This window comes from Tenacibaculum sp. nBUS_03 (genome assembly GCF_051201695.1).
Taxonomy (GTDB): Bacteria; Bacteroidota; Bacteroidia; order Flavobacteriales; family Flavobacteriaceae; genus Polaribacter.
This window is the reverse complement of the sequence record NZ_CP179214.1, coordinates 2,150,590-2,165,562: the sequence shown is the minus strand read 5'-3', so window position 1 is coordinate 2,165,562 and position 14,973 is coordinate 2,150,590. Positions and strand designations below refer to the sequence as shown.

The window sequence follows — 14,973 nt, the reverse complement described above, 5'->3', positions numbered from 1 at the left end:
AGATGGCTCATAAAAAAGGTGTCGGTAGTTCGAAGAATGGTCGTGAATCAGAATCGAAACGATTAGGAGTAAAGATTTTTGGAGGACAGGCTGCTATAGCAGGTAATATTATTGTTCGTCAAAGAGGAACTCAACACAATCCAGGTGAAAATGTATATATGGGAAAAGACCATACATTACATGCTAGAGTAGATGGAGTTGTGAAATTTCAAAAGAAAAGAGATAATAGATCTTATGTTTCTATAGAGCCTTTTGAGGCATAGAAATTTAGATTTTATACGATTTTTAAAAACTGCCTGAAAAGGCAGTTTTTTTGTTTTTAACATTTATTTAACATTTAAACCGTTTTTCTATCTTATATTTGCAACCATGTTGCGTTAACTTGTTGTTTATGCAATTGATTGAAATAAAGAATTATTAAAAGTAGGCTGATTACCTACTGATTAACTAGCCTCGGGTTTGGGGTTAATCAAATTTTTTATTGTTTAGAAAGTAGGTGTCAATTTATTGACACCTTTTCTAATTTATAGAATTATTACCGGTTGTTAGAATATGATTTTTATGAATATTAAAATTTAGATAATTAGATTTGTTATTTTTGTTATATTGAAAACAATAGTTTTAACAAATTTATTAAATTATTTAAATGAGAAATACAGCTTCATTACAAGCAATAAAATTATACCTAATTGAAAAAAATGTTGCGGTAAGCGCTGTTGAATTGGTAGAATATTTTGCGAATAGATTTAATAAGACAACTATTTATAGAGTTTTAGCAAGATTAGAAGATGAAGGTGTGGTGCATTCAGTTATTGGTAAAGATGCCAATACTTATTATGCTACTTGTCATTCAACGTGTTCAAAACACAACCATAATGACAATCATGTGCATAGACAATGCAAAAATTGTGGAGAACTATCATGTGTTGAAATAGAAGTTAATGTACCTGTATCAAATGATTTTATTGTTGAGGAAACCAATGTCTTATTGGTGGGCCTATGTGTAAAATGTAAAGAATAAATAATTAAATATACCAAACGGTATTTTTTTGTATATTTGTTTATCTATCGTCATCAGCATGTTAAAATCAGAAAAAACTAAAGCTTTTATTATTGAAACTGTTGCACCTATTTTTAATAAGAATGGGTATTCAGCGATGAGTTTATCTAAAATAACCTTAGCTACTGGTTTAACAAAGGGTGCAATTTATGGGCATTTTAAAAATAAGGAAGAGTTAGCTATAGAAGCTTTTCGTTATTCAGTAAGAAGAGTGTTTAAAGATTTAAATAATAAAATTAGTTTAGGTAAAACTCCTTTGAATAAATTATATCAGATTGCTTCTTTTTACAAAGACTATTATGATTATAGCAAAGAGTTTGGAGGTTGTCCTATTTTGAATATTGGAGTTGATGCAAACAATCAAAAAACAGGAATTGTTGATTTAGTTCGTTACTATAACCACAAAATATTAAACCAATTTTCTCTCTTAATTAACGATGCAAAAGAAACCAATGAAATAAAAAAATCTACTGATAGTATGATGTTAGCAAAACGTTTCTTTTACATGATAGAAGGTGCAGTATATATGTCGTACATCATGGAAGATAATAGTTATCTCATTGATGTATCAAATCAGATGAAAATAATTATAAGTACAGATTTAGAACATTAACTATTTTTTTAATCAAAAACATACTGATTGGTATATTAAAAAACGAATACTATGAATTTTTCAAAAATTTTAGAAAGTAAAACAAAAATTAGATTTCAAGATTGTGATCCATTTAATCATTTAAATAATGGAGCTTATTTTAATTACCTTATCAATGCCAGAGAAGATCAATTAATGGCTAACTATAATTTAGATATTTATAAACATGGAAAAGAAAAAGGCAAAAGTTGGGTGGTAGCTTCCCATCAAATAGCATATTTAAAACCAGCTACTTTGATGGAAACTGTTTGCATTGATTCACAGTTAATTAAATATGGGAGTAAAAATTTATTGGTTGAGATAAGAATGTGGAATGAAACCAAAACAGAATTAAAAGCAATACTTTGGAGTTCGTTTGTGTATTTTAATTTGTTAAAACTTTCATCTGAAAAACATTCAGACGATTTATTAGCACTTTTTGAAAATGTTGTTTTACCTGTTGATCAATTTAACTTTGAAGAAAGAGTGCAAAGTTTTCGATTTCAAAAAGTATAGTAAAAACTCAATATAGATAAACAGTAGTGTTTAAAGGTCGCCTAAAACATTGTTTTAGGCGATATTTTAGCATAGAAAGTTATTCTTTTATTATTTCTAAAATAAAATCTTGTGATTTTATAATATGATTAAAAAATTCTTTCAAAGCATGATATTCTTGACTGGTATAAACACTCTTGTTAATATTTATTCTTGAAAATAATGTTAGTGTTTTATTTTTAACTTTAGCTGTAATTACATATTTACCTCCATTGTTAGGAAGCGTTACAGTTTTATTATTTATTTCTTCTTTTAATTTATAACCTTCTGGAATTTGCATAGAAAATATGTGCGTGTGTTCGCTAGGGTAACCAAAGTCTACAGGATAATCACGTTTTTTTAGTTTAAAAGGATTCTTAGTATGCTGACTTATTAAAAAAGGGTTAATGTAATAGTTGCCATCTTTGTAGACATCTTCTAAAGTAATACCATAATTTTCATTTAAGTTTTTAGTTACCTCATTTAGGTTTTCAACTTTAAATGTATCTACTTCTAAAAAAGGATGGTTTGATTCAAATGTCTCTATATATATTCATCTTCACTTTTGAGCTGTATATCTTCTCGTCTATTAACAGCATAATAACTCTTAGTGCTTATTTTTAAGTTAGCAGTTGTTCCTTCTTCTTTAAGGTTGACTTTAATTTTAATTGTTTTAAAGGCTTTATTGTTTATTTTGATAGGTTCCCAAAAGCTACCACTTTTAAAGTTTAAAACTCTACCGTCACCATTTAATGCTTGAAACTGAACCAAACCAAAAGGAAGTTGTTTTTTTGAAGCGTCTAAATAATATTCTTTATTATTAATTATAGCTTTTACTAATAAATAATTGAATTCATTTATAACTGGATGTAGTTTTGTTGGCATTGCTCGGTTTCTAGTAGATGTCAATACTAGATATGCATCTATTTTAGCAGCTTTTAAAGCATTATATAAGGATAGGTTTATATCGAATATATTACCTGTTTTGTTAGCAAAAGCTTTTTTAATTCTCACTTTAGAAGATGGCCAATAATGACCATTCCAAGTGTAATGAGCTTTAATAAAGTTATATATAGCTTTGGCTTTATTTATATCTAAGTCATTATTTAAAATGGCTTTGGGTAATTGTTTTTTGAAGTGATTTTTCTTAGAAGTTTGTTTGTCTAAAAAAATGTTTTTTAGTCTTTTATCTGCGTCTTTCCACGTTTTGGTATATTTTTCTATACCTTGACTTGGGTGTCTATATGATTCTAAATCAAAAGTTAATCTTGATTTGAAGTTTTTTGCACTTAGCATATATTTTTCTTCTTTAAAAGCTGGGATATTTTCTATCCCGTATGCTAACAAAGCACAAGCCCCTTTTCCTAATCCCGGAATGTAAACACAGTTTTTATCTACATTAAATTGGTTCGTGGTTAATGCTAAAAAACCTACTACTCTAATATTATATTTCCAGTTACCTAATATGGAAGCTGTGAAGTCACTTTTTATCTTGGGAATATTTGACTGAAATAACCAATCAGCCATATCTGAGTAGGGTGTTGTTATTGAGTATACATATTCAATAACGCTTCCTACTTTTAAAGCAGGCATTGTAAAGGTAATTTCCTTCCATTTATCGTTGAGATTTTTGGTAAAAATATTTTTTTCAATTAAATGTGTTTTCTTTATTCTGTCACCATGGTCTATATTATAGGTAATTCCTTTAATATGGTGTACTTTTTCTTTACCATAACTAGGAATTCTTATAGTTGCTTTATTAAAACCATCTTTTTTTAAGATTTTAATTCTAAAATAATAGTCAGTAGTTTTATTATAATCTCTTTTTTCATCAAGGTAATGATTAGCATGTTCGTAGAGTACAAGAGCGTTCGCAGTTGTGTCATTCTCGTACTGAGTCATTTTAAGTTCTTTAATAGAAATGTTTCCTATTTTTGAAGATTTTTTTTTCTGAGAGAAACAAATTAAAAAACTAAGGATTTCTTTTTCATAAGGATTTTTTTAGCATAAAAAGCCTTGAGGTGTTAAACTCAAGGCTTAGGTTTAAGTAATAAATGATTTATTGTTAATTAACACTTTTTGTACTTACATGAAACTCTTCATAAGTTTGTAATAAACTCATAAGTCCAGAAACTAAATCTTGTGTTTCAATTAAAATACTAAAGTATAAAGTAGTATTTTTAGGGCTTGTTTCATCCGTTCTAATTCGGCTTACTTGTTTTTCAATAGAAGCTGAAACTTCTTTTAACAATTCTTTCTTTTCATTGATAATATTTTCTAAATGGTCAAAACTTCTATTTTCAAAAGTAGAGCTAATATCTTCTAATAATTTTGACAAAGTATTATCAATCGTTTTTAAATCTTTTAATTGACCTTTTTTCAGGTTTTTATGATTATTGTTTACGTGTTTATAAGTAGCTCTAGAAATATAACTAATAGATTGAGCAACATCTTGCAAGTATCCTAAAATTAGGATATAGAATCTACTAGCCTGAACTGAGGTATCATCTAAAGATTTAATAAAATAGAATACTCCATCTTTTAAACTATCAATTTCATCGTTTAGCTTAGTAACATGCTTATCGGTTTTACGTAGCTTAATTAAATCATGATTAGCAAGATCATTAACTACACTAGAATATAATTTATTAATTCTATTTGCAACCCCTGCAATGTGACCAGAACTTTCTTCAATTACACCGTTAATAGTAATTAATTCTGCACGTTCCATATACACTTGCTTTTTTACTTCTTTAGCCTTTTTTCTATGTATTAACGTATTTCTTCCAATTAAAAGAGCAACAACTAACAATAAAACAGGAATCATAACCATATCCCAACTAATTAAATATGCAACTAACGCAGCAGCGATAAAAGCAGTTAAAGCAGTTAAAAACCAACCTCCAACAACATTAATTACTCCAGCAACTCTATAAACAGCACTTTCACGCCCCCAAGCTCTATCAGCTAAAGACGTACCCATAGCTACCATGAAAGTTACGTATGTAGTTGAAAGTGGTAATTTCATAGAAGTAGCGATTGAGATTAAAATACCAGCGACAATTAAATTAACAGATGCCCTTACTAAATCAAAAGCAGGCATTTCATATGTTTTGTCTTTCGGAAGTTCTATCACGGGTTTTTGAAATTTTGCATCTACAAATGCTAATGTTTTTTTAGGAACAATAGCACTAATACCAGCGTTGATTCCCATAGCAACTCTAACAACTATCCTTGACATTGGGTTAGGCTGGAATTTTTCATGACCTTCACCTTGTCTAGATAAGTCAATTCCTGTTTTAATTACATTTTGAGCTTTACTAGAAGTCCATAAAGTAACTACCATAATTCCTCCAGCTAATAATAGTAACCAAACATTTGAAGGTACTTTTTTTGCTAAAATCCCCATTGAAAAGGCATCTGGTGCGATACCAGAAATTTGCCATTCCTGATAAGAATTCCAAGCTGCAATTGGAACACCTACAAAGTTTACTAAATCATTTCCTGAAAAGGCCATTGCTAGTGAAAAAGTACCTACTCCAATAATTAGCTTTAAAACATTTACTTTGAAAAAGCTAATAAGAGCTTGAGAAATTAAACTCCAAACCAAGAAACTTATAGCAATAATCATTATTGTATTACCTTCTATTAAATGTTTTATGTCCTTATAAAAAGGAGTTCCTTTCATTCCTTTTATAATAATAAAGTAAGTAATAGCAGTAATCGCAAAACCTCCAAATAAAGCATTTATATAGTTGGCTCTTTTTTCAAAGTTAAAAGAATAGATTAACCTAGAAATAAACTGAACAATTGCCCCTACAGAGAAAGCAACAACTACAGAAAGTAATATTCCATTAATTATTTGAATCGCTTTTTTATGATTTATATAGTTCCAAATATCAGCAATAGACTGAGAGTCATTTTGAGATATTTTAATTAAAGACACACATACAGCAGCTCCTAATAATTCGAATACAATAGAAACTGTGGTAGATGTTGGCATTCCAAGTGAATTAAAGATATCTAATAAAAGTATATCTGTTATCATCACGGCCATAAAAATAAACATGATGTCTTGAAACATAAACATACTAGGGTTAAAAATTCCCTTACGTGCAACTTCCATCATACCACTAGATGTAATTGCCCCCATAAAAACTCCAATACTAGCAATTATCATTATGTTTCTAACTTTAATTGCTCTAGAACCGATGGCTGAATTTAAAAAGTTTACAGCATCGTTACTTACTCCTACAACTAAATCGACTACAGCCAAAACAGCTAAAGCGACAAGCATTAAAATATATGGTTCTCCCATTCTCTATTTATTAATTTAAGTTCTGCAAAATTACTAACACTATATAGTGTCTATGTTACGTTTGTGTTATCTTTTTTAAAAATGAATGTCTACTTGTAATCTGAACAGTAATTCATTTGTTTTTCCAATTATATCTAAATAACTAACATCTGTTTGTACTTTTAACTTATGACCAGCTATATATTTAGAAAGCCCCAAGGTATACTGGTTTTCCATTCCTTTTCCAGTTATGTTTTTATCTAATGTTATGTTTGTATACCTGCTTGATACTTCCCAGTTTTTAGAAAATAAGTAGCCTCCTTGTAAATTTAAGCCACTACCAACTTGTACTATATCTCCTGTTAAAGTTCCATCAGAGTTCTTTGCTAGAGGGTCTTTTGCATCTCTGTAAGCATACTCACCCATAAATGAAATACCTTTATATTTAAACATAGCATCTACAAAAAGTGTAGATATATTTGTTCTATAAAAGCCTACATCATTTTTCATGTAAGAACCTTGGTTACTTCTGTTTTTAACAGCGTTGTTGTTAAAATCATAAGAAAAACCAAGAGCTAATTTGGGATTCTTTTCTCTTTTTAAATCACTTCCTTTATAGTCACCTTTACTAGTAAAATTACCAAAAGGTAATAATTCTAACCTTGTTGTGTATTGATGTCCTCCTAAATTCCCTGTAGTAACATTTCTTCCTTCACCTTGTGCAATAGAAAATATTTCTTTTACTATAAAATTATCAGATAAATTAAAGTGGTGCCTTAATTGAAGTCCCATGTCTCTATCAATATTGAACCTTTTATTAAGTAAAGATCGATCAACCATTTGTAAGTTCCCTGAAGAGACTACACGTTCTCTGTTACCGGGAAGTTTTGTTTGACCTACCCATAATTCGAAGTTTTCATAAAAATTCCACTTTATTAATGCATCAAGAATATATCTAGGAGCATTATTTGTAAATTCAGAAGCTCCACCAATATCGTTATTACTAAGCCCTAGTTCTATTTTGTAAGTTAGTTTTGGTGAAAAAGCAAAACCATTAAATTTTAAACGGGCACGTCTTACTAGAAAAGAAGAAGACGGATTAGATAAGCCATTTGTTGAAGAGTTCCAGCTAGCAGTTGTTAAAAATTGCATTCTAGCTCCAATCTTCATAGACCATGTACTATCTTGCCCTATCAAGTTGAATAATCCTTTTCCGAATCTCGGTGATCGGGTTTGTTGTGCTTGTGTGTAAAGCATTACAAACATACTTGTTGTAACAAGTAATGTCTTTAATTTCATCAGTATTAGTTTTTGTCGCTGCAAATAACCAATACAGATGTTAACTAATTGTTAACGGAATATTAAATAAAAAAACTGCCTTGGCCAAAGGCAGTTATCAAAGAAAATAGTCGACAAAAACTAATTTTTTCTTGATGATATCAAATCCTATTATAAGATTAGTTGCAAAAATATTTTTGGTGTTTTACTTAATGTTTAAGCCAATTTTAAATAAATGTTAAGAGAAAAGGTGTGTTGTATGCTTAGTTTTAAAATAAGGAATTAAATATAGTTTTTTAGATTTTTTGGACCTTCTAAAACTGTTCTACTTATTTGCATGATACCGTTATTGTTAGTTTGAACATGCCATTTTATAAGAGTAATCAAGTTATTTTCTATTTCTAAACCAGTGATACATCTTGGATGAACACAACTACCATCATTAAAATGAGGCAATTCATTAATAGAAGGAAATCTTGGACGATGAGTATGTCCCGTTACAATCATTTGATTACCATTTTTTTTAATCCATTTTTCTAATCTTTTTTCAACTTTTATAAGTTCTCGATGATTTTGGGCAGGACTAGTAGGATCTTTTACACCAATAACTTGTAGAGGTCTCCATAAAAAACGAACCAGAAACCGACTTAATTTCCAGAAACTATAGTTAAACCAATCAGCTTGATGGCCATGAAGAAGGAAAATAGACCTATTATTTTCTGACTCTAATCTGATAGCCTCTGAAAACGAAGCTCCAATCATGAGTTCTTTTTCTTTGTCATCAGAAGTATCGTAGTAGTAATATAAGTTTTTTTCAATATTTTTAGGGTTTCTGTATTCCATATCATGGTTTCCCCAAATAAAATGTAGCCGTTTATCTTCATGGAAACGTTTTAACAATAAATACACGTCTTTATTTGCATTAAAGATGGCTTCAAATTTGTTCTCCCATAATTCATCTCCATCACCTAATTCAATGTAAGTAAAGTTTTCTTTTAAATAATGAGACAAAGCATAATGATAAATTTTTCTGTTATGAGAAAAATCATCAGCAAAACTATTATCACCTCTATGACAGTCAGAAAACAATATGTACTTAGAGTGTTCAGATAGTTTTAATTTTTTTGCATTTTTGAATGCTTTAGATATTCTATCATTAGAAAACATAAACTATTTTTTACATGATAAATATCTATAAAAAAGCTCAAGTTTTAAAACTTAATGTTATGAAATATATTAAAGAATATTTACCTCTTTCCAATGGATGCATAGTGGTCTTTTTCTTTTATATTCCATTCAGAATTTGATGAATTGGTACCTGCACTTGAAACCCAATTAGTATTGCCTTTTGTAATTCTTAGTTTTCTAATTAATGTATGGTCTTTTGTAGCTTTAGCAACCCCAGCAACATCCCAAGCAACTCCAGGATTGTCATCAGGGTTACCAATAATGTCAATTATTTTAAAAATGCCTATGTTATTTCTTTTAGCTAAAGCAATAGCGTCATTCCCATTATGATGAACAGGACTTTCATAAGGTAATGATAGATCTGAATTATCAATAATCATAGAAACAGATTTGTTTGCTGAAATAACATAAGTTTTATTGGCAGCTAAATTACCTGATAATTGAAGTTGTCTGGCTGATTTCCATCCTCCACCATTAGAAGAACCCCAAATTTGATAATTTGATAAGTCAATATTTGTACCAGTATCATTGTATATTTCTATATATTTATTGTTACTTGACCCTTCTACATATTCTGAGAAAAATAAATCGTTATCATTATTATTAGCTCCACAATCATAGTTTTCAGTAAATTTAATATCAGTTTTATTTCTTAGATATATTCGAACCCCATTAAAAGTTGACATTATTCCAGTGATTTTTCCTTTTTTAACACTTACCTTATTAGTCGCAAATGTTGCATTGTCGTTAACATATGATGTTAAGCTATTTACACAATCAGAGGTTAGTGTATTCATACCTCCATATGTTTTAGTGTTATTTTTAAACTGAACATCATGAATTTCTACAAGTTTACTCTCGAAATTACCAGATAGGGCTTGCTCAATAGTGATTTTTTCCGGTGAAGGGATTCTTCCTTTTCTTACATTAATTATATTTGAAGATTTAAGCTTTAATTGTAATAAGCCTTCTTGTCTATTAAGTTTTAATCCACCAACACTAATTTCAATTTCATCCCCTAAATTTAAATTATGTGTATCACTGAATTTTAATGCTATACCAGCTGTTAAATCTTGAGCAAATGCCTTATTGTTCGTTATATTTTTATGAGTAAGATCAGAAGTAATAATTACTTTTATTTTTGAGTTTTCAGTAATCCTTGTTTCGTTTCCTGTAAATAAGGATTTGATATCAGTAAGATTTTTTTTTTGAGGAGTAATATTACATCCATATTCTTCTGTTAAGAGAACATCTTTTAAATCTCTTACTGATATTACATAGTCGTTTTCAAATTTATTTAGTATACCTGTAATAGATCCATTTTTATTTGGTATTGGTAATGTTTTAAAATTTGCAAAACCACTTGTTTGCATGATAATAGTTTGAAAAGTTTCACAATTATTAAAAAACCTGTTTTCTGAATTAGTATTGATAGCATTGCCATAGGTTAAACCTTTTGTTTCTGGTTGTAGTTTGTTAATTTTCACAAGAGTGTTTACAAGATCATCATTTAAATCAGTAATTTTTACTGTTGTAGGTGTAAATTCAACGATTTCTGAAGATCTATCAATGAAGTTCGAATATTCATGTAATCCAATTCTATTTATGCTGTTTCTGCCTTTAATACCAATTTGAAAAGTAGTTGCGTTTTTTCCAAAAGATAATCCATTGAGTTTAATATAAACTTTTCTTCCTAAGTTGTATTTTGTGTTTAAATTGGTGTCATCAATTCTGATTTCAACTCCTATTGTTGGGTTTTCCGGTTTGTCTTGTATAATTATCTTTTTAAAGAAATTGCCTTCTCTATCATTTGAAATTACATAGCCGTATGTAGTAATGTCTGTGTCAAATTTTATAATATCTCCTCTAAATTTTCTTGAAATTTCTTTTAAAGACTGTAGGTTTGAATATTCTTTATCTATTCCTGTTATGGGGGGTGAGAAATTTTCGTTTAGCTCACAGGAAATAAAAATACTACTAAAAAGGAATATTGATTGGGTTAATATCTTTTTCATTTTTTTAAAATCTATAATTTATATTTAAGAAATATGTGGTGCCTCTGCCGTACCAATATTTATTGCCAAAGTTAGGGGTGCCATTTGCTAGATCATTTTTCGCTAATTCATAGCTAGATGTTCTACCTTGTTCGTATCCACCTGTTTTGTATGTTTGATTAAGTAGATTACTGACGCTTACAAAAAAATCAATATACTTTTTTTGACTAATCTTCCATGTTTTACCACCTGCTGAATTGAGTGTAAAGTAGGCTTCTAGCTTTTCTTGTTTACGTATTTTTTGTGCTTCTATAGAATCAAAATCAGTAAAAAGATTCCCACTGTTAAGAGTAAAAGATTCGGTTCTTTTTATGTTTGAAATATTAATAAATACGTTATTTAAATAATTGCCAGTTAGATTAATAAACCAATAATCAGGGTCTCTATATTCAAAGCCAAATGAGTAGGCATTTTGTGGGCCGGAAGGAATTCTATAATTTTTAAGGTTCGCTTTTCCGTAATTTTTATAGCCTCTTTTATCAAAACCATTTTTTTCAGATTTAGTACTTATTTCTGATGTTAGTCCTATGTTAGGGTTGTTTGTGTGGGTGTAATAACCAATATTTGCTGCGGTTTTTAATTTAAAAGAAGGAGATAGTTCAATATCAATAGCAAGTTCAGCTCCTAAATGTTGTCTATTAATTCCAGTTGTGATTTCTTGAATGAAAAGATTAGTACTCCCCGCGTAATAAAAAGCTATGTTTGTAGTGTTTTTTATACCAATGTAGTATCCACTTATTTTTGACGTAACAAAAGGAGTTCTCGTTATATAATTTATATCTAAAGAAATTATTTTTTCATTATTTAAATTACTGACGTCAGAGACAGTTAAGTTATTTGATCTTGAGTTAACAAAAGAGTTTTGAATTGATGGTGCTTTGGTCATAAATCCAGTATTTACATTTAAAAAGTGACGTCCAGATATTTTATAAGTTACGCCACCTTTGATTCCGTAATTTAAAAACGATAATTTTTTAGATTTCCCCAAGGAGTTAGGAATGTTTGGGGCAGATGTTTTTCCAGGATATCCTCCATTTTTATATAATCCTTCTCTTTGGTAAGTTGTATTGTTAATTGAAGCAGCTAGATGATAATTAATCTTTTTATAATTTAGTTGTAGCTGAGCAAAGCAGCTATATTTTTCAGCATTTAATAGGTAGTTATACTTAAATTTATCACCAATTTTTGCTACTCTATTAGGCGTTAACAAATTGTTTTGATACTCTTCTTTTGAAGGGTCACCAAACTTATTAATATCTAAATAGCCTTTAGCTCCAAACAAATCCTTAACGTATGCGAAGTTTTCAGATTTTAACTTTTTATAATCTAGTTTCGCATCTAAAATGATGTTTTCTGTTATCTCAGTATTTAAAATTGTATTAAAAGTGAACTGTTTATTGTCGTTTCGATCTTCATACAAGGCAAATCTAGCATTATTACCACTCTTTTCATTTGCCACGTATAGATTAGTCCAGTTTAGTTGGCCGTCATTTTGAAATTTAGAGAGTGCTTTGTATGCGTTTTTATAATCTATTCGATTAGGGTTGTTTAGAAACCAATTTGGTAACTTTCTATAATAGGTAGGATCTGGATCATTACCACCGTTAAAGTCAATACGACTATTTCCAATTTCACCAAATTGATATGCTATTCCAGTATTTAAAGTTGAGTGCTTTGTTAGATTCCAATAATGGTTTAGCATTATAATTGGTTCATTAATTCTTTTTATTCTAGAGTTTCTGATTTTTCCATTTTGATATCCCCAATAAGGATTGTATTTAATGTTCTTTATGCTATATACTTGTTCTGTATTTGCAGCTGATTTCCCTCTGTTATTTTGTGCGTAAATGGCAGTTAAGTTTAAGCTGTGTTTTGTATTAATTAACTTTTCAATTGATGTAAATAATGAATAGGCATTGTAAGTTGTTCCATTGACAAAACCTTCATTTGAGTTTCTTCTACTTCCTGAAATAGTAATTGCCCAGCCTTTATTTGATAAGGGAATAGAGTAGGTAGCCATTATTCTATGTGAATAACTTCTATTTGATGAAGCATATGAGAACCTTCTTCCTTTTTTATATTCTGAAGCTCGTGTAGTAATGTTAGTAGTACCTAAGCATCCTCCAAATGCATAGCTAGAAGGGCTAAATCCCATACTAAACTCTTGGTTACGTAAAACAGTATTTAAACCTCCCCAATTACTCCATTGGGGTCTTCCATTATATAGTTTATTCATTTCTATACCATTAATTAAAACCTTGCTATTTTGAGATTCTAAGCCACGGACTTTAAAAAAAGAGGAAGACCACTCAAAAGCAGCTGTTCGTAAATATGAATCTTTTGAAAATTGTAATAATCCTGAAATATTGTCAGCATAGTTCGAATCATCATTTAGTTCATCATCACTAATTGTAATAGTGCTAAAGTTTAATTCTTCTGATATATTTTCATACATCATAATTATGCCTAGATTTATTGTTTTGCCAGTAAGTTGAATTGGAAAATTTTGAGATTTATATCCTTTCAAAGAAACTATAAGGAAGTATTTTCCATTAGATATATTATCTATTTTGAAACTTCCATAGACATCAGTATATATATTTATGCCTGCCTGCTTTATACTAATGGAAACATTTTGTAATGGTCTTTCTGTGTCGCCATTAATAATAGTGCCTACTAAAATATTTTGAGCACTTATATTAATGTAAAACAACATCACCATGAAAATGGTGGTTTTATTCTTTTTCATACAATTTTTATAATTTAATTAATTCTTTTCAGCAATAAAAAGTGAAGTGAAAGTACAAAAAAAATATTAAACTTGTTTTAAGGTGTTGTTTTTGAGGTGTTTTAGTAGCTTTGTAAGAAAAAAGATGAAAAAAAATACTTTAATTTTTGTACTCTTATTCGGTTTGACATATTGTTTTTCTCAGCAAAAGCATAGACAATTTAAAATTCGAACAATAGGGTTTTATAATTTAGAGAATCTTTTTGATACAATAAATGACATAAATAAAAATGATGAGGCTAGCCCCATCATGGAGCTTAGGGGGAATCGAGAAAAAGTATATCGGGATAAAATAGATAAATTAGGAAAAGTCATTAGTCAGATAGGAAAAGAAAAAACAAATACAAGTCCTGTAATTCTTGGGGTTGCGGAGGTTGAAAATAGAAAAGTTTTAGAAGATTTGGTGAGTGTTAAATTTCTTAAAGAAAAGAAATATAGTATTATACATTTCGATTCCCCGGATAAAAGGGGGATAGATGTAGCGTTATTGTACCAACAACGTTTTTTTACTCCAATTCATTTTGAAGTTTTTAACCCTAACATTTATGAAGATAATAGGAAGATTTATACGAGAGATATTTTATTAGTTTCAGGTTATTTAGATGATGAATTAATTCACTTGATTGTTAATCATTGGCCTTCTAGAAGAGGAGGTGAAGGAAAAAGCAGAGCCAAGAGAGAAAAAGCAGCTTACAGAGTGTCTCAAATTATTAGTAAAATTAAAGAAACAGAGATGAATCCTAAAATTTTGATAATGGGAGATTTTAATGACGATCCTATAAACTCTAGTTTTAAAAATGTTCTGAAAACAAGGTCAAGAAAAAAAAACGTTTCTGAAGGAGAAATCTACAATCCTTTTGAAGAGATGTTTCGTAGAGGTTATAGTACTCTAGGATATAGAGATAATATTAATTTATTTGACCAAATCATGATAACATCTCCTTTGTTAAATAAGAACAACAAAGACTTTTCTTCCTATAAAATATTTAAACCTTCAATTTTTAATAAACATTTTTTAACTGAGAAAAAAGGTAGGTACAAAGGGTATCCTTTTAGAAGTTTCTCTTACGGTAAATATACAGGAGGATATAGTGATCATTATCCTGTTTACATTTATTTAATTAAAGAAAAAAATAAATAATC

At 29.2% G+C, this 14,973-nt stretch carries 12 protein-coding genes; 5 read left to right on the top strand and 7 right to left on the bottom strand.

Features of this window, described 5'->3' with window-relative positions:
• Positions 1 to 2: 2 nt before the first annotated feature.
• The 4 genes from rpmA to ACMFBB_RS10070 all read left to right on the top strand — a co-directional run bounded on the left by rpmA (position 3) and on the right by ACMFBB_RS10070 (position 2,207).
• Entirely contained in the window at positions 3 to 263 is a 261-nt protein-coding gene (gene rpmA / locus ACMFBB_RS10085) for a 50S ribosomal protein L27 (protein WP_093869268.1), read from the top strand.
• Between the two features lie 383 nt (positions 264 to 646).
• On the top strand, positions 647 to 1,021 hold the full coding sequence (locus tag ACMFBB_RS10080) for a Fur family transcriptional regulator (protein WP_435264253.1): 375 nt from the start codon (positions 647 to 649) through the stop codon (positions 1,019 to 1,021).
• Positions 1,022 to 1,079: 58 nt separating this feature from the next.
• Complete coding sequence (locus ACMFBB_RS10075; protein WP_435264252.1) at positions 1,080 to 1,673, top strand: TetR/AcrR family transcriptional regulator; 594 nt, start codon at positions 1,080 to 1,082, stop codon at positions 1,671 to 1,673.
• Between the two features lie 51 nt (positions 1,674 to 1,724).
• Positions 1,725 to 2,207, top strand: a complete 483-nt coding sequence (locus ACMFBB_RS10070) for an acyl-CoA thioesterase (protein WP_435264251.1) — start codon at positions 1,725 to 1,727, stop codon at positions 2,205 to 2,207.
• 79 nt (positions 2,208 to 2,286) lie between these two features.
• Here ACMFBB_RS10070 and ACMFBB_RS10065 read toward each other — a convergent pair whose 3' ends face one another.
• The 7 genes from ACMFBB_RS10065 to ACMFBB_RS10035 form a co-directional block, all read right to left on the bottom strand.
• Positions 2,287 to 2,619 carry a DUF3858 domain-containing protein gene (locus ACMFBB_RS10065; RefSeq protein ID WP_435264294.1) on the bottom strand — a complete coding sequence of 111 codons (333 nt, stop codon included), beginning with the start codon at positions 2,617 to 2,619 and terminating at the stop codon, positions 2,287 to 2,289.
• A 149-nt stretch (positions 2,620 to 2,768) separates the two neighbouring features.
• Entirely contained in the window at positions 2,769 to 4,127 is a 1,359-nt protein-coding gene (locus ACMFBB_RS10060; protein WP_435264250.1) for a hypothetical protein, read from the bottom strand.
• Between the two features lie 163 nt (positions 4,128 to 4,290).
• Positions 4,291 to 6,543, bottom strand: coding sequence for an inorganic phosphate transporter (locus tag ACMFBB_RS10055; protein ID WP_435264249.1), 2,253 nt, complete (start codon positions 6,541 to 6,543; stop codon positions 4,291 to 4,293).
• 75 nt (positions 6,544 to 6,618) lie between these two features.
• Positions 6,619 to 7,821 (bottom strand): porin, encoded by a 1,203-nt coding sequence (locus ACMFBB_RS10050; protein WP_435264248.1) that lies wholly within the window; start codon positions 7,819 to 7,821, stop codon positions 6,619 to 6,621.
• A gap of 261 nt (positions 7,822 to 8,082) precedes the next feature.
• On the bottom strand, positions 8,083 to 8,967 hold the full coding sequence (locus tag ACMFBB_RS10045; RefSeq protein ID WP_435264247.1) for a metallophosphoesterase: 885 nt from the start codon (positions 8,965 to 8,967) through the stop codon (positions 8,083 to 8,085).
• An 80-nt stretch (positions 8,968 to 9,047) separates the two neighbouring features.
• Positions 9,048 to 11,003, bottom strand: coding sequence for a DUF5689 domain-containing protein (locus ACMFBB_RS10040; RefSeq protein ID WP_435264246.1), 1,956 nt, complete (start codon positions 11,001 to 11,003; stop codon positions 9,048 to 9,050).
• A gap of 4 nt (positions 11,004 to 11,007) precedes the next feature.
• Positions 11,008 to 13,791, bottom strand: coding sequence for a carboxypeptidase-like regulatory domain-containing protein (locus tag ACMFBB_RS10035; protein ID WP_435264245.1), 2,784 nt, complete (start codon positions 13,789 to 13,791; stop codon positions 11,008 to 11,010).
• Positions 13,792 to 13,915: 124 nt separating this feature from the next.
• On the opposite strand from ACMFBB_RS10035, the gene ACMFBB_RS10030 reads away from it, so the two are divergent.
• The gene (locus tag ACMFBB_RS10030) at positions 13,916 to 14,971 is read left to right on the top strand and encodes an endonuclease/exonuclease/phosphatase family protein (RefSeq protein WP_435264244.1); all 1,056 of its coding nucleotides are present in this window, start codon (positions 13,916 to 13,918) and stop codon (positions 14,969 to 14,971) included.
• The last annotated feature ends 2 nt before the right edge of the window (positions 14,972 to 14,973 follow it).

Coding starts and splice junctions, on each gene's coding strand:
- rpmA (WP_093869268.1), top strand. CDS start 3: ATGGCTCATAAAAAAGGTGTCGGTAGTTCGAAGAATGGTCGTGAATCA.
- ACMFBB_RS10080 (WP_435264253.1), top strand. CDS start 647: ATGAGAAATACAGCTTCATTACAAGCAATAAAATTATACCTAATTGAA.
- ACMFBB_RS10075 (WP_435264252.1), top strand. CDS start 1,080: ATGTTAAAATCAGAAAAAACTAAAGCTTTTATTATTGAAACTGTTGCA.
- ACMFBB_RS10070 (WP_435264251.1), top strand. CDS start 1,725: ATGAATTTTTCAAAAATTTTAGAAAGTAAAACAAAAATTAGATTTCAA.
- ACMFBB_RS10060 (WP_435264250.1), bottom strand. CDS start 4,127: ATGACTCAGTACGAGAATGACACAACTGCGAACGCTCTTGTACTCTAC.
- ACMFBB_RS10055 (WP_435264249.1), bottom strand. CDS start 6,543: ATGGGAGAACCATATATTTTAATGCTTGTCGCTTTAGCTGTTTTGGCT.
- ACMFBB_RS10050 (WP_435264248.1), bottom strand. CDS start 7,821: ATGAAATTAAAGACATTACTTGTTACAACAAGTATGTTTGTAATGCTT.
- ACMFBB_RS10045 (WP_435264247.1), bottom strand. CDS start 8,967: ATGTTTTCTAATGATAGAATATCTAAAGCATTCAAAAATGCAAAAAAA.
- ACMFBB_RS10040 (WP_435264246.1), bottom strand. CDS start 11,003: ATGAAAAAGATATTAACCCAATCAATATTCCTTTTTAGTAGTATTTTT.
- ACMFBB_RS10035 (WP_435264245.1), bottom strand. CDS start 13,791: ATGAAAAAGAATAAAACCACCATTTTCATGGTGATGTTGTTTTACATT.
- ACMFBB_RS10030 (WP_435264244.1), top strand. CDS start 13,916: ATGAAAAAAAATACTTTAATTTTTGTACTCTTATTCGGTTTGACATAT.